Annotated in this window: 17 protein-coding genes; 5 read left to right on the forward strand and 12 right to left on the reverse strand. The window is 58.2% G+C overall.

Annotation, left to right across the window (positions count from 1 at the left end; all coding sequences use genetic code 11):
• The first annotated feature begins 41 nt into the window (after positions 1–41).
• Entirely contained in the window at positions 42–563 is a 522-nt protein-coding gene (locus NL112_RS22080) for a hypothetical protein (RefSeq protein WP_255153077.1), read from the forward strand.
• Positions 556–3465, forward strand: coding sequence for a helicase-related protein (locus NL112_RS22085; protein ID WP_255153078.1), 2910 nt, complete (start codon positions 556–558; stop codon positions 3463–3465). The genes NL112_RS22080 and NL112_RS22085 overlap by 8 nt, the downstream gene beginning before the upstream one ends.
• Before the next feature lie 15 nt (positions 3466–3480).
• Here NL112_RS22085 and NL112_RS22090 read toward each other — a convergent pair whose 3' ends face one another.
• Positions 3481–3741 carry a hypothetical protein gene (locus NL112_RS22090; RefSeq protein ID WP_255153079.1) on the reverse strand — a complete coding sequence of 87 codons (261 nt, stop codon included), beginning with the start codon at positions 3739–3741 and terminating at the stop codon, positions 3481–3483.
• A 118-nt stretch (positions 3742–3859) separates the two neighbouring features.
• Between NL112_RS22090 and NL112_RS22095 the strand changes: the two genes are divergently transcribed.
• On the forward strand, positions 3860–4834 hold the full coding sequence (locus NL112_RS22095; protein WP_255153080.1) for a PD-(D/E)XK nuclease domain-containing protein: 975 nt from the start codon (positions 3860–3862) through the stop codon (positions 4832–4834).
• Between the two features lie 37 nt (positions 4835–4871).
• Here the strand turns inward: NL112_RS22095 and NL112_RS22100 are convergent, their stop codons facing one another.
• A complete protein-coding gene (locus NL112_RS22100) occupies positions 4872–5450 on the reverse strand; it encodes a DUF8170 family protein (protein ID WP_255153081.1) in 579 nt (192 codons plus the stop codon).
• A 120-nt stretch (positions 5451–5570) separates the two neighbouring features.
• On the opposite strand from NL112_RS22100, the gene NL112_RS22105 reads away from it, so the two are divergent.
• Both NL112_RS22105 and NL112_RS22110 read left to right on the forward strand, forming a co-directional pair.
• The gene (locus NL112_RS22105; RefSeq protein WP_255153082.1) at positions 5571–5981 is read left to right on the forward strand and encodes a helix-turn-helix domain-containing protein; all 411 of its coding nucleotides are present in this window, start codon (positions 5571–5573) and stop codon (positions 5979–5981) included.
• A 270-nt stretch (positions 5982–6251) separates the two neighbouring features.
• On the forward strand, positions 6252–7031 hold the full coding sequence (locus NL112_RS22110) for a hypothetical protein (protein WP_255153083.1): 780 nt from the start codon (positions 6252–6254) through the stop codon (positions 7029–7031).
• Positions 7032–7080: 49 nt separating this feature from the next.
• Here NL112_RS22110 and NL112_RS22115 read toward each other — a convergent pair whose 3' ends face one another.
• From NL112_RS22115 to NL112_RS22160, 10 genes are all read right to left on the reverse strand, one after another.
• Positions 7081–7458, reverse strand: coding sequence for an HNH endonuclease (locus tag NL112_RS22115; protein ID WP_255153084.1), 378 nt, complete (start codon positions 7456–7458; stop codon positions 7081–7083).
• A 6-nt stretch (positions 7459–7464) separates the two neighbouring features.
• The gene (locus NL112_RS22120) at positions 7465–8184 is read right to left on the reverse strand and encodes an RPA family protein (protein ID WP_434084215.1); all 720 of its coding nucleotides are present in this window, start codon (positions 8182–8184) and stop codon (positions 7465–7467) included.
• 4 nt (positions 8185–8188) lie between these two features.
• On the reverse strand, positions 8189–9274 hold the full coding sequence (locus NL112_RS22125; protein WP_255153086.1) for a replication factor A: 1086 nt from the start codon (positions 9272–9274) through the stop codon (positions 8189–8191).
• Between the two features lie 453 nt (positions 9275–9727).
• The gene (locus tag NL112_RS22130; RefSeq protein WP_255153087.1) at positions 9728–11320 is read right to left on the reverse strand and encodes an AAA family ATPase; all 1593 of its coding nucleotides are present in this window, start codon (positions 11318–11320) and stop codon (positions 9728–9730) included.
• A 266-nt stretch (positions 11321–11586) separates the two neighbouring features.
• Positions 11587–13443 carry a hypothetical protein gene (locus tag NL112_RS22135; RefSeq protein ID WP_255153088.1) on the reverse strand — a complete coding sequence of 619 codons (1857 nt, stop codon included), beginning with the start codon at positions 13441–13443 and terminating at the stop codon, positions 11587–11589.
• Positions 13443–15767, reverse strand: a complete 2325-nt coding sequence (locus NL112_RS22140; protein WP_255153089.1) for a VirB4 family type IV secretion system protein — start codon at positions 15765–15767, stop codon at positions 13443–13445. The genes NL112_RS22135 and NL112_RS22140 overlap by 1 nt, the downstream gene beginning before the upstream one ends.
• Positions 15764–17341: a cell division protein CdpA domain-containing protein gene (locus tag NL112_RS22145; protein WP_255153090.1), complete on the reverse strand. Its 1578-nt coding sequence runs from the start codon at positions 17339–17341 to the stop codon at positions 15764–15766. The genes NL112_RS22140 and NL112_RS22145 overlap by 4 nt, the downstream gene beginning before the upstream one ends.
• Positions 17319–17810: a PrgI-related protein gene (locus tag NL112_RS22150; RefSeq protein ID WP_255153091.1), complete on the reverse strand. Its 492-nt coding sequence runs from the start codon at positions 17808–17810 to the stop codon at positions 17319–17321. Before NL112_RS22150 ends, NL112_RS22145 begins: the two co-directional genes overlap by 23 nt.
• Positions 17807–18112: a hypothetical protein gene (locus tag NL112_RS22155; RefSeq protein WP_255153092.1), complete on the reverse strand. Its 306-nt coding sequence runs from the start codon at positions 18110–18112 to the stop codon at positions 17807–17809. The genes NL112_RS22150 and NL112_RS22155 overlap by 4 nt, the downstream gene beginning before the upstream one ends.
• Positions 18109–18774, reverse strand: coding sequence for a hypothetical protein (locus tag NL112_RS22160; protein WP_255153093.1), 666 nt, complete (start codon positions 18772–18774; stop codon positions 18109–18111). Before NL112_RS22160 ends, NL112_RS22155 begins: the two co-directional genes overlap by 4 nt.
• Between the last annotated feature and the right edge of the window lie 20 nt (positions 18775–18794).

Below are 18794 nucleotides of genomic sequence, written 5' to 3' on the forward strand. Positions count from 1 at the left end.
GGGAACGATTTAAAAAGCCACTACGAAGATATACTGACTAGATGAGAGCAGCCATATTTACCGAGGGCTCATCAACGACGAGCCAATCTACTGAGTCTTATTCCGAATATTTTGAGGGTTCTTTCCTATCTGTAAACACTCTCGCGGACGAGCTTTCTCGCTGTTGCGATACTGAACTCCACATCCTATCGGAAACCTACGGATACGTACGGGGTGCAGACGAGGTCAAGCCTGACAACTCATTCAACGCAAAGGAGGCAACCGAACATTTTCGAGACTCCCTCCTATCTCGTCTCAATGATTTTGATGTTGTAGTACTACTCTTCACGACGGATTCCTTCGAAGAGATCGTCACTCCGCATTGGGAGCAGATTGTCGAGAACGCTAAGCCGAACTCAATTTGGTGCATCGGAACATCTCGAAAGGCACTGAACTCAGTCGATCTTGAATCGTTAGAGAGCCAGCATCCTGTTCTCATCTACCAACGACGTGGTGTCGCACGAGTTGGTAAGGAAGTACGGGAGGAACTGATAGAACACATCCGTACTCAATTAGATGAATAGGGAATTCGAATCCGGCGACCGCATCAGACTCAACGGCGACCCAGCAGAGGTCATCCGTACGTACGAAGTCGGGAATCTCCCGTACCTCCGGGTCTACATTGAGGGTGATGGTGCGAAGACGGTCTGTCTCGACCATGTCTCCGTCGAACCAAGCAGTGATGCACTCGATACCCTCGAGGATCAAGTAGCAGACCTCCACCCCCGACACGAAGCAGTCTCGTCGGAGTGGTTCGACCTCCGAACCGAGGCGCTCCAGCTCAAGATGGCCCACGAGCAGGGGCAGCTCCTGAGCATCTCGAACTCGCTCGTCCGTCTCGAACCCTACCAGCTCGCCTGTGTGAATCAGGTAATGCAGAAGCTCCGCCAGCGAGCGCTCATCGCCGACGATGTCGGTCTCGGGAAGACCATCGAGGCGGGCCTCATCCTCAAAGAACTCGAAGCCCGCAATCGGGCCAATAGCGTCCTCTTCCTCGTTCCAGCACACCTCCAGAAGAAGTGGATTCGGGATATGGAGCGCTTCTTCGACATCGACCTCACGGTTGCGGACCGCCAGTGGGTCGACGCCGAGCGTCGACGACTCGGCGAGGAAGCGAACATCTGGGACCAGGAGGGCCAGCGTCTAGTCACCAGCATGGCGTTCCTCCGTCAAGACGAGTTCCAGTCCGAGATCGAGAACGCCTTCTGGGACGTCGCCGTCATCGACGAAGCGCACAAGGCCAGCAAGCGGGGCGAGTCCCCCAGCAAAACCTCGCTTATGGCCGAACGTGTCGCCAACCACTGTGAATCCTTGCTGTTGCTGAGTGCGACACCGCATGACGGGAAGGGTGAGGCGTTCCGATCCCTCATCAGCTATATCGACCCGTTCCTCGTCGCCGAAGACCAGGACCTCACTCGGGAGACGGTGAACCGTGTCATGATCCGGCGCGGGAAGGAGACCATCTACGACGACAACGGGGAGCGCATCTTCCCCGAACGAGATGTCCAGACGGCCACCGTCTCGATGTCTCCTGCAGAGGAGCAACTGTACGAGCGCGTAACCGAGTACGTCCGCGAGGTCTACAACCGATCTGACCAACTGAACGAGCCCGCCGTCGGCTTCGCGATGGCGCTCATGCAAAAGCGGCTTGTGAGCAGCGTAGGCGCGATTCGAGAAACACTCCGGCGTCGCCTCCACGGGCTGCTCGAACCCGACGAGCGGAGTCTCTCGACCGATGCGACGGCCTACCTCGAAGGCGAGGACTTGGAGGACTCTGACCGTGAACAAGCGGAGCAGGAACTCGAACGCCTCACGGTCGCCCAGGGTGACGAAGCACTCCAGAAGGAGATCGACACGCTGCAGGAACTCGTCGCGATGGCCGAGGACCTCCCGGTCGACACCAAGGCCCGGAAGGTCAAGCGTTACATCGAGCAGCTCTTCGAGGAGCATCCGAACGAGAAGCTCATCCTGTTCACCGAGTACCGCGATACATTGGACTATCTCCTCAATCTCTTCGCCGACGAACCGTGGGCAGACGAGATTCTAACCATCCACGGGGACGTGAGCAAAGACGAGCGAACCCGGATTGAGGACGAATTCAACTACGGGAAGTCCCGATTACTGATGGCAACCGATGCAGCCAGCGAGGGGATCGACCTCCAGCACAGCTGCCACATTATGGTCAACTACGAACTCCCGTGGAATCCGAACCGCCTCGAACAACGTATCGGTCGGATCCATCGCTACGGCCAGGATAAGGAGGTCAAGGTGTGGAACTTCCAGTTCGATGGCACTCGGGAATCCGAGATCTTTGAGCTCCTCCAAGACAAGGTCGAGGAGATTCGGTCGAAGGTCGGTGCGACGGCAGACGTCCTCGGAATGCTGGACGACGTCAACATTGACTCCCTCTTGATGAAATCCGTCCAGAACCAGGAACCTGCCTCAGCAACAAAAGAGGAACTCGAGGAGCTGATGGAAGAGCGTGAGCAGACGCTCCTCGAGTGGTACGAACGGAGTCTCATCGACTGCAGTACGTTCGACTCTGAGAGTCGACAGGAGATTCAGTCGATCGTCGACGATTCAGAGGATGTCTTCGGAAGTGAACAGGAGATCCGGGAATTCTTCACCCGAGCTATCGAGGCGTTCGAGGGCTCAGGCGAGAAGCGCGGAAACCAGCTGTACGAGGCAGAAGTCCCACCCGCAGTGACTGATAGTGGTCAGCCTGAGACGATGGGCCCGTTCACCTTCAGTCGCGATTTCGCCATCGATCACGACGGAATCGAGTACCTCTCCCCGGACGCGGATATTCTACAGGCCCTCCGTGATCTGATTCTCCAGCAGGAACAGCACGCGGGGAAGACCGGAATGAAGCTGCTGCCGTTCGTCGACCAGCCCGGCATCACATTCGTCTACAAAGTCGCCTTCGAAGATGCAACTGGCAAGACAATTCGTGAGCAACTTATCCCCGTCTACGTCGACCTCGCTGGACTTGACGCCCAGCGTTCACTCGGCCAGCGCGTCCTTGATGCAGAGACGGTTCACGCCCGTCCAGATGAGAGTACGGTCTCTCGGCTACTCAAGCAACGGGGCGACCTCGAGGAGGCCGCCGAGAGGTACATCAGTAGTATGGTCGCCGACATCCGCGAAGATCTGCTCGAAACCCGTCAGCAGGACGTTCAGAAAGAACTCTCTGACTTGGAAGCCTACGAACAGGCAGAACGAGATCGGATTCAGTCGTTCATCAATTCGTATGAGGAGAAAGCGAACACAGGGTCGGATATGCGCATCGCGATTCGAAATCAAAAACAACGCCTCGAGCAGCTGGAATCCCGAATCGAATCCAGAAAGGCGGAGCTGAGAAAACGAGAACAGGTGATCTCACTTGCCCCAGATATCGAAGCATACTGTCTGACATTACCAGTCTAATCGAGGGACTATGACCTATCGTCGAGTTTTCCCGCCTACCCCACTCCCTACTCCGTCCAATAGCTCACGGAGCGCTGCATACATCGCCCCGAAACCAATCACGAGGAGTGCGGTTCCGATAATCAGATAGATGGGGGACGCAATTTCTGTCGCAGCGCTAAAGATAGGAATCGTTGGAGGAACGACAGCAAGCCCGACCCCAAGGGCCACCACAGCGAGACCAGCCAATATAGCAACAACACCAAGACCCAGAATTACAATTTCATCCGGAATCATTACGAGCCGACCAACTCACTGGAAGGCCAAATTCTTTCATCAAGAACACACCAACTAGCGCTGATTGAGTGGCTTCTCATGACATATTAAGTAGGAACCTGAACTAACGGAGGACAATATGGTCTCTTCAGTTTCAAAAGAATTCACCTACTCCGAATCCGACGATGAAGGGGTTCGATTCGAGGATACCGCTAAAGTCGTCCTCGGCCAACGGAACAATGAGTATTTACTCTCGATCCATTTTGAGCGGACTGACTATATCCACCCTGAACGGAGTTCTGAAAAGGAGATATTGGAGGTGACATCCCCTTCGCTCGGATTTCTAAAAGAGATACGTTCTCTCCTTGGAAAGCGCGCCAAATCGGATGCCTTCCCAGATGCGGATCTTGAACTCGAAGATGTGGACGGTGTATTCCTCGGGGAAGATGGATCTGTAGATATCGACTCTATTCTGGCCAAAATCGATGGTGGGAGGATCTATTTCACCGCATTTACTCATCCTGAGCGGGTCGGGAACGTGATGATTCCGGCGTATGGTTCTACTGAAGAACAGTATGAACAGAACAACCACGTCGAACAGTTCTATGAACTTGTCGACGATTATATTCAGGAACGTGAGTCTACGCCACCGGCTACCCTCGGTGCGATTGAACACGTATGTCGGCGATTTCCTCTCGCAGTCACTCGTCTCCAAGACCGATATAACAACCGACCATCTGTCGAAATACAGGACGAACATGACGTCCAGGACATTCTCCACGCTCTACTCGCAGTCCAATGTGAAGATCTCCGGAAAGAGGAGGCAGCACCAAGCCACGGTGGTTCAGCTAGTCGGATTGATTTCCTCCTAAAAGACGAAAAAATCGGTGTCGAGGTCAAGCTAGCGAGCGAGAACCACGACGAGCGGGAAATTAAAAGCGAATTAGCGGAAGATAAGGAACACTATCGAGCGCACCCCGATTGTAGTCAGCTCGTCTGCTTTGTTTATGATCCGAGACACGCCATAGAAAATCCGGACGGGTTTGAAAGTGATCTGTCTGGATCTGATTCTGAATTACTGACGTCAGTCGTTGTAGCTCCGACCCTCGATTGAACTGTGGGAGAAGTCGGCTCGTAATGTCTGTTCCAGCTCACGGGATGTTCTCGACGCACTTGATGAGGTCGTCCTCGGTGGTCCACCGGTAGAGCCGTCCGCTCTCCTCAAGCATTTCGAAAATCGCCGTCTGCATTCCGCTGTACGGGTTCTCGATGTCGACGCCGGTATCGAGATCGTCGAGATTGAGGTCGTCGTACTCGCGCTGACAGACATGCGTTTTCCCGAAGTACTCCTCAAGGGCAGTGAAGTAGCCCTGTTCGACCAGGAAGCCCCCCTGTGCGTGTTCCGCAACACCCACGATGTAATCCGTATAGTCCGCGAGCAGCCGGAATTTGAGATAGGTGTTGGTCCACTCGCTGCGAACATCGACCATCAGGAACGCGTACGTATCGACCCGCCGGTTGAGCCGATCCTTGACGAGCTGGAGCCGGCGGATCTCCGGTTGTCCGTAGCTCCCGAGAACGAAGTACGCACGGTCGGCTGAGAAGATCGGCGATAATTCAGCGACGCTCTGTTTCAACGCCTCGTACTCCTCGGGAGTGATCGAGGTCTCGTGGAGGTACGCCTCGGCGCGATCGGCAAGGTCCTCGACGGTGACTGACTCCTCGCTCATTATCTACTGTCTTTCACCCACTGTGCTTTAATGCGATGACCGAGGTAGTCAGCGTATTGTATTTGACCGATTCGTATTTTAGCGAAACGTTTTAGGACGAACTACTCTAAGAGAGTAGTGATGAGCACTCCCGACGAACCCGCAAGTACGCTCGACACCGTCCGAGAGCGACTGAACGTCGTCACCCAGGAGACGCGCTTTTCGCTCGTTCAAGACATTCTCGGGCATCCGTCGGGGCTGCCGACGCTGAAGGAACTCGACTACGTCAACCCGAGCAAGAGCCAGACGACGATCCGCCAGCATCTCCAGCAACTTGTCGAGACCGGCATCGTCGAGGAGGTCGAACTTCCCGAGGACCGTCGGCAGAACGACCTGCCGTACAAGTTCTATGGGATCAGTGAGGAGGGACGTCAATTCCTCGACGATCACAAACTGCTGCGTGCCGAAGAGACGTTACAGGATATCTATGACCAGGTCGAGAAGACGACCGAGATCGAACGCTACGAGTCTGCCCCCCGCCCCGAGCGGTGACCGTGCTCTGTCTCAGTAGGTATGCGTCCGACCTCCACCATTGAGACGTTTATCGGAGGGCCCTAGGAGGGGGATGTTTCCGGCAAATGGTGGAAGGTCACGAACGCCGAAGTCGATCCTCTAGACAAACTCTCCGGTCAAGTGGGTGAAACTGGGCAAGATCCATTCGGCGATTCGGCCCATTGAGAGGAGGAGCCCTGACTGAGAATGGTCGAACCCATGCTCTGATTTATAAACTAAGACGAAGGAAGGGGTGAGTGGAGAACGATAATGACTGTACCCTCCAACGGGAATGGGTCTCCATTCGACACCGACACACCCTCCAGCGAACCGAAGTACGCGCCGATCTCCGTCTCTGCGCTCCACGCCGCAGTCGGGCAGCGAGGTCTCCCACCCGAATACCTTCCGCTCTCAGTCCGTGCCCTCGACGAGCTCCAGCTCGCGCTCTCAGCAGCGCACAACGGGAATTTCCTCACACACCAGCTCATCGGACAGGCAGACCGCTCGAAGTACCTCGATGTGCAACGCTACAACCCGAGTGATGGCAACGATGACGAACCGGTTGTCTCCGAGCGCGGCACGATGGACGACGTCGACGGGGGCGATCCATCAGCCAGTCGCGGCTCTGTCCACTTCGACGACATTCTTTTCCTGAGCGGGCCGTACGTGCGAACGCTCCTCGACGATTCGCTGGGATACGTCCTCCCCGAATTCGTCGGCCCAGTCGACCGCTATACGCACACGCCGTGGGCCGAGCCGTCGCACCCGCCCCAGGAAGACATCCGAATCGAGTTCGTCCCAGCCGGCTCCGAACCCACGCCCGAGGAGGAGCTCATCGCTGGCATCGACACCTATGCCGTTCGCGCCGAGATCGTCAGGGTCGTCATCGACGCCTTCGCCACCTACAGCAGTGAACCCGGATTCATGGATACGATTGACTCTGTCTCCAGTCCGCCCCTCGCCGTCCGTGCAGCGCCCCACGACGACCTCGTGATGGAAGAACCGGGGCCGTACTCGGTGCCGATCCCCGGCGCGACCACACACGGCTAGTCCGATCGGGCCGGATAGGTGAACGAAGGTAGGCTCGCCGTTTTCATGTCTACCGAATCGCCCACTTGATACCGCGCACGATTGCCCGGCCGACCACACGGAGGACCCGCAGGGCATTGTGTTCGCCGGTATCGTACTGACTCCCGGTCGGGTGGCCGTGGATACCGTCGTGACAGTACTGGCAGACCGTCACGAGGTTCCCCAGGTAATGCCACCCGCCGTCACGGAGTGAGATTAGGTGGTGTGCGTGGAGAATCGCCCCGCCGTCGCCGGCGTGGGGCCCACTCCGCAACCCACAATCCTGGCAGGTGTAGTTATCCCGTTCGTAGACGGCTTTCCGGCGGGCGTCCCAGTCCGGCGGATATTTCCCGTCGTGATTGCTGGGATCGTCGTATTTCGGGGTGATTCCGGAACTACGCCCAAACATCGCTCGTTAGTCCTCGATCAATGTTTCCTGTTCCGGCTCTTCGCCGTCGACGTCGTCATCCTTGGCTTCGGCTTCCTCAAGACGCTCCTCAATCGTCTCCTCGCCGTCGGAACTCGACGATTCGTCACCGTCGAGAAGGTTCTGGAGTGCAAGCGCTGCGACATGCGCGAAGTACGACCCATCATGGCCGTACTGTTCGCGAGCGAGTGCGGCCACCTTCGGTGAGGTTTCTCGCGCCGATCCGATCCGCTCGAGTGTTCGCCGCGCCGTCTCGAATACCCAGATGTCGCGCGTCCTGACGTCGACGATACCGACGTCCTCGGGGACGAGTGAGACGTTAATCGTTCCGTCGTCGGTCTTGTACGTCCGGGGCTTGCCGATAACTGTGAGGAACTCGGGGGGCTCAATCTTCTTCAACCTCTTGAGTGCCTCATGCTGGTACTGCCCAGCGTACACCCAGAACGTCCCAGTCGGGTCGACGATACGCACTCGGAAGTACTCCTGGTCGTCGGTTCCGACATCCTCAACGTCCGTGACCGTTCCCATGACACACACTCGGTTCGCTCGCTCTCCGGTAGGGAGCGCAACGTAAACCGGGGCACGCTCGTTTTGTGCGGTCTTGAACGTGTAGGTCGCTTCGTTCAGCTCGGCGGCAAAGGCGTGCTTCGCCACCTCGCGGTCTGGGACGGTCGTCCCCTGCTGTGATTGAGAGTTGCTTGTTGCCATGTTTTCAGTCGCCTCCAACGCCGCCCGCGTGTGCATCATACGAGCGCGGGAGATCCTCGATGGACGCAGCCGTGAGCCCCGGCCCATCGTAGTTGTGTTCTGCGAGCAGTTCCACGACTGCTTCCTGGTAGCCATCCGAGAACGCTCTCTCCGGTGTCTCTTCGACTTCCTCGACGAGGAGATACCGCCCGATCAGGGGGCCTTCGACGGTGAAACGCCGCCCGATCAGAAGGTCGGTGAAGCGGTCGGAGATGACGGTGAAATCCAGCGCGTCGGCCGCCAGCTCTTTGGCCTCCTCCAAGTCGATCCCCGTGACCTCCTCGGTGACGCCACGAGTGAACAGACACTCTTGGGCCGTGTGCCCATCGTCGATGACCGCTTTGATACGTAGGTCGAACTCGCCGTCGACGGCGCCGTGTTCGCTGCACTCACCACCCGTGACGACGCGAGTGCAATCGGAAGCCGAACACCGCTTGATGAGTCCAGACTGGCCCTGGATCGCGACGAAAAATCCTTCATGCGTTGTGGTTATCGTCCCGACATCAGTCACAGCTTCCTCGCTATCATGCGCGTGCTCGATGATCTCGCTACGGGAGTTGATTTTCACCGAGTAGGAACCTTCGTACTCCTCAACGACGACGTCTTTGAACGTGTAAGTCGTGTCTTCCTCAATGTCTGGCGGGTCCGACTTTGCCCACGCGGTGAACTTGAGCCGTCCGCTCTCGTCGCCGATGAGACCGACCTGGTGGATAGACTCGTGCTGCGGTTCCCATAATTCGACGACTTTCGCCCGGATGGTGACCCACTCGTTATCAGTGGTACACTCAGCAAGGGGCAGGGGGTCGTCAGTCGTTCCCCGTTCGTCATCGCGTTGGGCCGCCCAGAACTCGTCGGTGTCAATTCCCGCCTCTTTGAGAACGTGGCCTCGAACACTCTCGAACGCCTGGCTCCTCGGTACTCGATACGTGTTAACATAGGAGTCGAAGAGCGCCTCAAGCGCGTCGACATCATACTCATCAGCGCAATCATCCGGCAGATAAGAGGCCAACTGCTCGTGGAGGGATTGCGCGTCTTCTCGGAGGGTACTCATGTGATCTACGCCCTGAACTACGCCTTCTGATAGTATAAAGAAGTCCAGCAAAATCGGGTATTAGCGGCGTTTTTACGCGGATACCCCCGAAATCCCGCCTCTCTACAACACGCCATCTCACCGGCCTATAGCCACCAACTGAAGCAGCGTCCAAACATAGATTGAGATGTGAATATAGACTCATCAGGTGAGTATAGATGTAGAATACACTTCGATAACGGGGTGTCCCCCGACTGTCATCCCGCAGCCGAGAACAGAACGACCCGCTACCGCAACCGCTCGATGCACAGCGTCGCGCGAGGGGCAGCGTGGGTGCATCATCGTTGTCCTACGTAACAATCTAAATGGAATGATCCGAAGTGTAACGTAGGACCACTCGTGATGCTCCAATCGCGCTGTGAGGTCCGGTCAGTAGAGGACGTGATGGAGAGTACCGATGGGTGAGAAGCGCTGTTACTGGTACCCGATGGCCGAGTCGTCGGATCCGTCGTCATCATCTGCCTTCGACCGGACGGCGACATCAGGATCTTGGGGAATCTCCTCGTCGTTTTCCGCGTCGTCGGTGGTGGGGAGGGCAGCCGTCTCGGGTTCCAACTCCGTCGCAATTACCAAGAGGTCCTCAGTTGCCGGGAAGTCTTCGCGAGTCAAGACGCGAGCATTTCGGTCAGCCGCGTTCCGTCGGGCCTCGTCGACGAGGTCGGCGAGATCCGCTCCCGTCATCCCGGCCGTATGCGTCGCAAGATTCGCGTACTCGGCATCCGAGAGCGACGACGGTACATCGGTCAAATGCGTCCGGAGGATGGCGGCACGAGCTTCCTTGTCCGGGAGCCCAATCTCGAAGTGTGCAGCCAACCGTCCCGGTCGAAGGATCGCTGGGTCGATATCGCCCGGTCGGTTCGTCGCTGCAACCACGATGGCCTCACGATCTTCACGGGTGAGCTGCGCGAGGAACTCGCTCGTCACTTTCCCGTCCTCAGCATGTGAACCCTTCCCCGAGTATCCACGAGCGCCGAACAGATGCTCAGCCTCGTCGAGGAAGATGATACACGGCCCGAGCTGTTTCGCCTCGTCGAACAGCGTCTTCACTCTGTCGCTGCTCTCGTTGACCCACAGCGACGTCACGTCCGCCGGGGAGAGCTCGACGAACGGGACTGTGAGTTCGCCAGCGAGCGCCCTCGAGAACAGCGTTTTCCCCGTTCCTGGCGGGCCATACAGCATGATACCGCTCTCAGGCTCGACGCCGAACCGCGAGAAACGGTCATCCCCATCGCGATGCGCCAGGAGGGGCTCGAGAACACGACGGTCAAGATCGGCTTTCACATTATCGTATCCGCCGATGTCGCTGAATCGTTGCGGGGAGTACTGCCAGTCGTACGTCAAGTTCCGCAACTGCGCTTCAGATGGGCTACTCCCGGTCGAGGAATGAGTTCCCGGCATCCCATCAGTGGACACGTCCTCGGCGAGGACAGCATCGTTCGCCTCGTGACTGCTTGGACTTAGATCCCCGTCTGTGTTCGTGATCTGAGTCGAGGAGGGGAAAGTTGGACCGGAGGGGATTCGTGATCGCTCACGCTCATTCTCCTGATCATTTCGCCGCTTATCCGTCAGCGTGGTCGCGACGTACGTTCCGGCGACGACGGCGAGTGCGTTCCCCGCAATAAGCGGAATCGTGAGCGCGTCCGAGTAGGCGTCACTTGGTGTGCTCGGGAGGAATCCGTTCAGACCCACGAGCAAGAGCGCTATGACGAAAAACAGCAGTCCCCCCACCCCGAGCGGGAGGAACAGCGGTCGCTTGAGGAGCCAGAGGGCGGCGAATCCAGGGATGAACAGCAGGCCGTACACCGCAAGTCCCGCGACTCCGGTCCAAAAGGGATCGAGGAGGAGTGGTGCGACCACCCACGCCCAGCCCATTACGACAGCCGCGATGAGCGAGGCTTCGATGAGGCGGCCACGCCGACCGTAGGTGGGGAATCCGTCACGCTTTCGAACAAGTCCGTAGACGACATCGGCAGCGATGTAGGCGGTTGTGGCGGCGGATAGTGACATGTGTTGATTTCGGCGATGTCTTGGTTTGTTTGGGTGGGCGGTCAGTTGTTGATTCGTCGTTTTTCGAGTGAAGACACCTGTGAGCCGCGTGAAATTCGCAGTCGAGCAGAGTGACTTACGTATCATATCTCGTGGTGGTATATAAGCCTGCGTGCGGTCAGCAGATCGTCAGCAGGCCGCTTACAGGGCTCCGAGGACACACAGGCGACGCGACCACCGCTTACGCCCGACCCGTCTATTCCAAGACAACCAGCGGTGCGCTAAAGTTAGAGCCCTCCACCGTCTTCGTTGTTGCCTTCATTACCCATTTCGCCGGGCTTGGACGCCTGACCGCCAGCTGCCCGGCCGAACTCCGAGGTGATCATCGGCTTGGATGATCGACGACCCATAGAGTGTGCGAGATACGAGTTCCCCCCGACACCACCGGTCATCGCGGCCACGCCGGTCCTCGTCGTGAACGTCCCGGCCTTGACGCCAGCTTTGCCCACAGCCTTACCCCTGTCGGCTCGACGCTTCCGTACCGACGTCGCGTCAACCTGCGACTGTGCTTCCTGGACACGCTGACCGGCATCGCGCTGCTCGGCCTTCGCAGACTTGTACTTTTGTGTGAGGTTGACGGCGCGAGAAGCCCCGTCCGTGCCCACGTAGCTCATCTTCACGTCGTTCGTGTCGGGGTCAGTCTTGAACTTCGGCGTCTGTCCTTCGACGGGCCCGGCGTCGAGGAACCCCTGCTCTTTCGCTTCGGCCATATCCATATCGCGCGACGCCATCGAGTTCTGAATGAACTTGGCCTGCGAACCAGCCGCCTGTTCATCCTGTTGCGCCGCGTTCAGGGAGGTCTTGGCCTCATCGAGCTTCTGGGTTGTGCCGGCATATCTGGAACGCTGGGCTGCCTTCTTGCCAGCGACGTTCTTCGCTTTTCCTACCGCACCCTTCGCCCGGGTCGTCATCCGGCTTGCCAAGCCTGACCCGCCAGCACCTACGTTCGCACTCCCGGCGCTCCCGGCGCTCGCACCAGAGGCGGACGCAGACGCGCTACCCCCCGACGCGCCGCCTGAACTTCCACCGGCCGCCGCGCCACTTCCGCCGCTACCGCCTGCTGCACTGCCGCCGGCAGATGCACCGCCGCCTGCTGCACCGACGACGGCGCCGCCGACAGCCGCCGTGACAGCCAACGTCGCGACCGAAGCGGCTTCACCAGCCCCGATGGGCTGGCCGGCCCAGGAGATGAGCTTCCAGATCGTCACGATGAGCAGGACCGGAAAGAGAAGCATTAGCGCAAGTTCAGCGAACACAAGGCCGATGTTCCCAATAATGCCACTCTTTGCGGTCTGGAGAACCGCGCCATGCTCAATGACCTGGAAAGTCAGCACAATAACGGCGATTACAGGCCCGGCTAACAGGGAAAACACACCCATCCGCATGAACGTCGCGCCGACGCTGCCGACGGACTTCAGCGGGCCGCGCCCTGCGAACCAGACAACCGCGAAGAACGGAGTTCCGATGTAGGCCATCCAGATCATGAACCAGCGCAGGAGCAAGAAGAATATCGACAGTAATAGCGCCAGGATTGCGAGAATTGCGGCGACTATCGAGACGATGAATTTCAGCACCCACACACCGAATGTGGTGGAGGCTCCAACAAGCCCGTTCTCGTACCCGTAATTAACACCACTACCCGGGTCAAGGTTCAAGATGGCGACCGTTACAGCGTTTGTCGCATCAATCGCGAACCCCCATGCCGGCTGGGAGATACCAATAAACAGCAAGATCATCACGACACGGACGACGAGATCCAACAACCCGGATTCACGGTCTTCGCTGAACGGCCACGCAATAAGCGCGAGCGCGATCATTATCGGAAGCAGGACGAGCGATATCTCGAACATTCCAGTCCACGCGTTGCCCGCCGTCGCTGATTCATACGGGTTCGGGACCTTTAGCAGACCTTTGATGAGTTCGTCCGTCAGTGCAGTCGATAGTTCGGTCGCAATCGCTTCGGCCGTGTCCGCGATCCACCCAAACAGCGCCTCCGCTATCGCCTCGGGAATGTCGCCCAGGCCGAGTTGGAGGGGGACGAACGTCATCAGCAGGAGCGGTTCGACCGGCATCGCCATCGCCATTAACGGTCACCAGAACCGGATGTCAAGGAGTTCGTCGTGTCGTCGTCAGCGATACTCTCGGACTGCTCCTGCGGCGTTCTGTCTTCTGCAAGCTCACTCGACAGTTCCATGTCCAGCTCCCGATTCGACACCGGAGGCATTTCCGACATCTCGAGATCGGGCTCCGCATTGGGATCAGCGTCATCGGGGCGCATCGATCCCTCGATTTCCTCGATGTAGTCCCACGGATCGAGATTGTCGTCGATCATGTAGTGTTCGAAGTCACCGGAGTGGATCTCGAGACGGCGTCGCCCGTGCTTTGTCGTCGACAACAGACATCCGGAGTACCCAGAATCCTGTCCACGTGGAGCCGATTGGAGATACTTCACCTCAGCCGGAGAAAGATCGAAGTACTCCTTCGTCGCGTCCGACACAGACTGTGCATAGAACAGGAGCTTGATGTCACAGTTCTCATAGATTTCGCGGCGAGCGTCCGTCCGCATGAACTCGTGAGCCGTCTGACTCATCAGGGTAAGGCCCGCGTCGTAGTGGCGTGCGTGCCTGATGAAGAGGTTGATGAGGTCCCGCGTCGATTCACGCCCCAGTAGGTAGTGGGCCTCATCGAAGGTCACGTCGAAGCGATCTGGCGACCGCTTGGCCTCGAGGTACGCCCACTGAAGCATCGCATGGAGGATCAGCGGCATCTCGCCGGTGTCGGCAAACGAACTCATGTCCATCACGACAAGACGCGAGTTCAGTTCGAGGTTCGTTTGGCCGTTCAGGTTCGCGTTGATACCGCCTGGCTTGAACGATTCGAACTTCGGTTCCAACGCCTTCGCGACCTCCTGGTGCTTCTTCGAGGGCTGGAACACTGCCATCGGCACAGAAATGTGCGTCTCTGTGACGGGGTTGCCGTCCTCGTCGAGGATGTCCAACTCCTGGAAATGATCGAACACCGCCTCGTCGACGAGGTCTGATTCGAGCGCCTCCATGAAGCCTCCTTCCGTGATGATTTTCACACCCTTGATGAGATCGTCGATGATGGGGGATTCGTTCGCGTAGGTGTCGTACTCACCAAGAATGATGCCCTTCGAGAGGTATGCGTAGTGCGTCGCCTGGATGAGCATGCCCTCTTCCGCAGCGGGGAGCCCTCCACGGTCTTCGTAGTGGGTGTTCAGCATCTCTACCACGGAACGCACCGTGAGTGGGTAGGTGTCCTCGGACGCACCGATCTCGCCCGTAGGTGCTGAGATGTCCATCGGATTTACCTTCTGCGACCCACCAAAGCGGATGACCTCGCCACCCAGTTTCTTCGCGAACTGTGGATAGTCGTCACCCGCCGGATCGAACAGGACGCACTGCACCGTGGGGTCGGTCAGCAGTCGGCGGTAGATTTCGAGTTTCCTGGCGTAGGACTTCCCAGAGCCAGTTTTCCCCGAGATGGTCATCCCGAATCCGGAGTGGGCGTAGCGGTCGAGGATAACTGGGCGCGATGTGTCGTCGAAGCCCATCATGATGCCGTCTTCGTCGTAGATCGGCGGCTCAACGAGGTTGAACAGCGTCCCGAGCGCCTCGAGCTGGATGGGGTGGACGTTCTTGATTGTGTCCGTCGCGAGAGGGACGATAGTCCCATTGCCCTCAATCTGTTGGTGGTGCAGTACCGTCGTCTCGACATCCTGTTCTGCGAGAATGGTGTCAACGCGCTCGCGCATCTCGTCGAGTTCCTCGTGCGAGTCCGCGACGAGTTCCATGTAGATAGCGATGTCAAAGACCTTCGTTGTCCCGCGAATCACGTCTTGGAGAATCCGTAGGAGATCCTCGCGCTCCAGTTCCTCCTGGTGGGTGTCCGTCCGACCCTTCCGGGACTTGAGCGTGAGTGCCGTCGTGGTCTGCGTGTAGCGGCGCTGGAGTTGTTTACGGGTCTTTGCCGGGTCTCGTGGCGTGATATGTAGTGAGAGACGAAGATTTACGTCCGCGATAGTGAGCGGGACGAGCCACCCGAGGTTGACCTTCCGGGGGAAGGCCGTGACGGTCATGATTTGCGTGACTTTCTCTTCACGGACTTGGAACTCAGGGTGGCGCTCCATTGCTCGGGGCGCGACCAGCTTCTTGTCAAGCTTCTCTCGCTCTTCGAGGGATTCGATAGGGGAGACGAGCGGTACTTCTTCGGCTTGGAGCTGGTAGGCCGCCCACTCGATGTTCTTCCGGGTGGCTTCCCGATCGAGGAGTTCCAGGTATTCGAGTGCGACCTGGGTTTCCTTACCGGAGAGATCGTCGATCGGAATACGTTCAGTCTCGTCTTCCTCGGGTTCGTTCTTTCCGAGGAGTTTCTCGAGGGGGTTCATTTTGTAACCTCAGTCGCATCTTCAGTTGTCCCGGGGTCCGTGATGTCAGCGCCAGTCTCGGCGTCAGGGTCCTCTATATCGACGTCGTCGGTATCATCGACAGAGGTAGCAGGAGTGCCTGCGCCCCCACCGTCGGTCACCACATCAGACGCATCGGGGTCAGGGGCGACTACTAGGTTCGAGAGGTCCACCTTTTGGCGCGAACGTACCGCGAGAACGACAGCGATGAGCAGCGCGAAGATACCCACCGCGTACACCTCAAGCGTGAACGTGGTCACAGCTGGGTTCGAGTCCCAGTCATGGGGATACGCTCCAAGGAACAAGGTGAGCGCATAGCCTGCCACCGCGAGGCCGGCCAACGCGAGTCCCTTCGTCCTCCGTTCCGAAGGGAACAACACGACAAGACTCAGCAGGAATCCAGGCAGACTCGCCGCACCCGTCGCGAACGACACCGTCCGAGCCAGCCAGTAGACATCCGTGCCGCGTTCGGCGACATTCATCGACCAGATGACCGCGCCGAGCGCCCCCACACTGAGCATGAGGCTTAGAAGGCCCAGAAACACACCCGCGTAGACCACTCGCGGGACAACCGGGAGCGAACCGTGTCCGATAGGCCCGATATTCCGAGCGTACCAGCTCAGGATACGCGATTCCGAAACGCGCGCGACAGAGTCCGGGTGTGCGTACCCACCGTCACCAACCGCCGCCAGTGGGTCGGAATCAGATTCGGCATCTGGTTCGTATTCGATTTCGGGATGTTCGTCGGAAGCGCGATCGAACTCGGAGTCACCATCCTCATTCGCCTCTGCCTGTGCCGCTTCTTCGGGGGTATAGACTGCATTGGCAACCTCCTGTGCCTCAGCGGTCGGGAGTGAGAAGTTACCTTGCTCGAATGAGATAGGCGGCTTCTCCCCGTGATAGACTTCGTAGAGGACCTCAAGAACAGCCGGCCGGGTGTCCAAAATCTCGGCTTTCACCTGCGTCTGGGGGAGCTTCGACGCCACGCGCTGGGCGCGGGCCTTCACTTCCTCGATACACTCGGCTTCGTTGTCGGCCTCGACGTCGTTCCCGCTAGGCATCAACGACTGAATCTGGGCCTTGAGGCCATCGTCGGCCTCCTCGTCTTTAGCGACTGCGACCGCGAAGTAGAAGTCACGGTCACGAATCTCCGCGACATCGACGACGCCCCGGAGCCACTCCGTGTGGTATTTTCGGCCGTAGTCGAGCAACGGAGACTCATCCAACGGGTCACCATCTTCCCCATCATCGCCCGAATTGATGAGCATACTTTCCGCTTCCTCGAACTGCTTGAGGTAGGGTTCGGGATCGTATGCCGTCGTCATCGAGAGGATCTGTGTCGGGAACTGAACCCCCCGCAAGAACGTCAAGAACGATAGATAGAGGCTTTCTTTGTGTTCTTCAGAGAGGATTAGCCAGTCTCGGGGCTGTATCTGCATCACCATCGCATAGGTGGTAGGCGTTTCCACGACGCCGCCATCATGGACATTCTTGAAATCCATGAGGTCCAGCGTCGAACCGGCGTCTTCGTATTCAGTCATTTGTTTGTCCTCCATACGTCGCGATCGGCCAATCCGCGTCAAGGCCGTCGTCCGAGTCCGTTGGTTCGTCTGTCTCCATCTCCGCGCCTGTCTCGTCAGCGTCATCACGAACTCCGTCAGCATCGGCGACGACTGGCTTTGGGCGTCCCGTGATCCACGCCTCGAAGGGTTCGTGATACGCGAGATCGTCCTTGTTAGGCTCCGGAGGCTTCCAGACGTAATCCGTTCGCCCGCGCAGATGCCGTGCCATCGCTGCTGCATATTGCAGAGGGCGCTGTCCCGGCGGGGTGCGGCTATAGATGAACAGTCCCACAAGGAATCCAACAAACACTAACGGGATCGTCACCAGCAGCGGGAGGCCGATAGTGTAGAGGATAAGCGGGACGATAAGGGGCGGCCCCATCGACTCGGCCAGTTTCCGAGCCGAGACACCGAACATCTTCGAGGCGAGAAGGTTAGATGCCACTGGAACGTCCTGGCTCATCTCGCCATCTCCTCGAGCCCAGAGTCTCTGTCACTCTCCGCCTCGGCTTCGGTATCGGCATCAACCTCGTGTTCCGCTTCGAGATCGGCGTCCGGTTGAGCAGGGGCCGAAACCACATGCTGGGTTCGGAGTGCCGGCGGCCACGTTCGTTCAGCGGCGAGAAGTCGCTGTTCGGCTTTCAGCATCATCCCACGCCAGGTCAGCCCGAGACCTTTCCGAACCGAGTCCAACCATTCGTACTCCTCTTGGGATGGGATATTGATTCGCGTATTGTAGTCCGAGGGACTCGACGACCGACTCATCGAAAATCACCGTCGTATTCGTCAGCGTAGCCCTCGTAATCATAGCGCGGATCGACGACATCCCACTCGTCGCGGTCGCCGGGGTGTCGAAGCACATCTTCGACGTCCTCGTGTGCGTCCGCGGGATGAAGTGTTTCACCGCCTTCAACGGCCTGTGCCGCTTGAGCATCCCAACGTTGGTATTCTCTTTCCCGGGTACGTTCGTCCGCAACCGACCGCTGCCCATGGTTGGTGGAGGGGTTGCGATTCTCCTGCACCTGAGCCACGGCAGCACTCACGTCAAAGTGCTCGCCATCCTCATCGTCACGGTCGCCCTCGCTATCGACGACACTACTGCCGTTCGCGTTAGCGTCCATATCCGTATCTGTGAAGCCAGACAGTGGGAGTTCAGTCGTTGAGCGGGCACTTTGCCGTTCGCGAATCTGCTCGTGCAACTGCTCGGTGACATTTGTTCGCTCGGCAGAAACGCCAGCGTGGTCACCCGGTCGAGAGTGTGCGAGTTCTGGGTGTAACTCAACGAGGGCTTTGAGGAGGTCTATACTTTCTGCGTGTTTGGCTCCCTCGAGGAGGACGCCGCGCCATATCATCCCGTGCCGATCACGGAGATCGCGTAGGCGGTCAGCTTCTTCCCGAGAGTACCAGTCGACTTGAATTTCAGGCATGGGAGGGTGCTCACATTTCC

The sequence above is a fragment of the Halorarius halobius genome (assembly GCF_024298865.1).
Classification (GTDB): Archaea; Halobacteriota; Halobacteria; order Halobacteriales; family Haloarculaceae; genus Halorarius; species Halorarius halobius.

What these genes read in the sequence shown, in the direction of transcription:
- NL112_RS22130 (WP_255153087.1), bottom strand. Translation starts at nt 11,320, where the DNA reads ATGTCACTATCCGCCGCCACAACCGCCTACATCGCTGCCGATGTCGTC.
- NL112_RS22115 (WP_255153084.1), bottom strand. Translation starts at nt 7,458, where the DNA reads ATGTTTGGGCGTAGTTCCGGAATCACCCCGAAATACGACGATCCCAGC.
- NL112_RS22085 (WP_255153078.1), top strand. Translation starts at nt 556, where the DNA reads ATGAATAGGGAATTCGAATCCGGCGACCGCATCAGACTCAACGGCGAC.
- NL112_RS22145 (WP_255153090.1), bottom strand. Translation starts at nt 17,341, where the DNA reads ATGGAGGACAAACAAATGACTGAATACGAAGACGCCGGTTCGACGCTG.
- NL112_RS22140 (WP_255153089.1), bottom strand. Translation starts at nt 15,767, where the DNA reads ATGAACCCCCTCGAGAAACTCCTCGGAAAGAACGAACCCGAGGAAGAC.
- NL112_RS22150 (WP_255153091.1), bottom strand. Translation starts at nt 17,810, where the DNA reads ATGAGCCAGGACGTTCCAGTGGCATCTAACCTTCTCGCCTCGAAGATG.
- NL112_RS22080 (WP_255153077.1), top strand. Translation starts at nt 42, where the DNA reads ATGAGAGCAGCCATATTTACCGAGGGCTCATCAACGACGAGCCAATCT.
- NL112_RS22095 (WP_255153080.1), top strand. Translation starts at nt 3,860, where the DNA reads ATGGTCTCTTCAGTTTCAAAAGAATTCACCTACTCCGAATCCGACGAT.
- NL112_RS22105 (WP_255153082.1), top strand. Translation starts at nt 5,571, where the DNA reads ATGAGCACTCCCGACGAACCCGCAAGTACGCTCGACACCGTCCGAGAG.
- NL112_RS22135 (WP_255153088.1), bottom strand. Translation starts at nt 13,443, where the DNA reads ATGGCGATGGCGATGCCGGTCGAACCGCTCCTGCTGATGACGTTCGTC.
- NL112_RS22160 (WP_255153093.1), bottom strand. Translation starts at nt 18,774, where the DNA reads ATGCCTGAAATTCAAGTCGACTGGTACTCTCGGGAAGAAGCTGACCGC.
- NL112_RS22100 (WP_255153081.1), bottom strand. Translation starts at nt 5,450, where the DNA reads ATGAGCGAGGAGTCAGTCACCGTCGAGGACCTTGCCGATCGCGCCGAG.
- NL112_RS22155 (WP_255153092.1), bottom strand. Translation starts at nt 18,112, where the DNA reads ATGAGTCGGTCGTCGAGTCCCTCGGACTACAATACGCGAATCAATATC.
- NL112_RS22090 (WP_255153079.1), bottom strand. Translation starts at nt 3,741, where the DNA reads ATGATTCCGGATGAAATTGTAATTCTGGGTCTTGGTGTTGTTGCTATA.
- NL112_RS22110 (WP_255153083.1), top strand. Translation starts at nt 6,252, where the DNA reads ATGACTGTACCCTCCAACGGGAATGGGTCTCCATTCGACACCGACACA.
- NL112_RS22125 (WP_255153086.1), bottom strand. Translation starts at nt 9,274, where the DNA reads ATGAGTACCCTCCGAGAAGACGCGCAATCCCTCCACGAGCAGTTGGCC.
- NL112_RS22120 (WP_434084215.1), bottom strand. Translation starts at nt 8,184, where the DNA reads ATGGCAACAAGCAACTCTCAATCACAGCAGGGGACGACCGTCCCAGAC.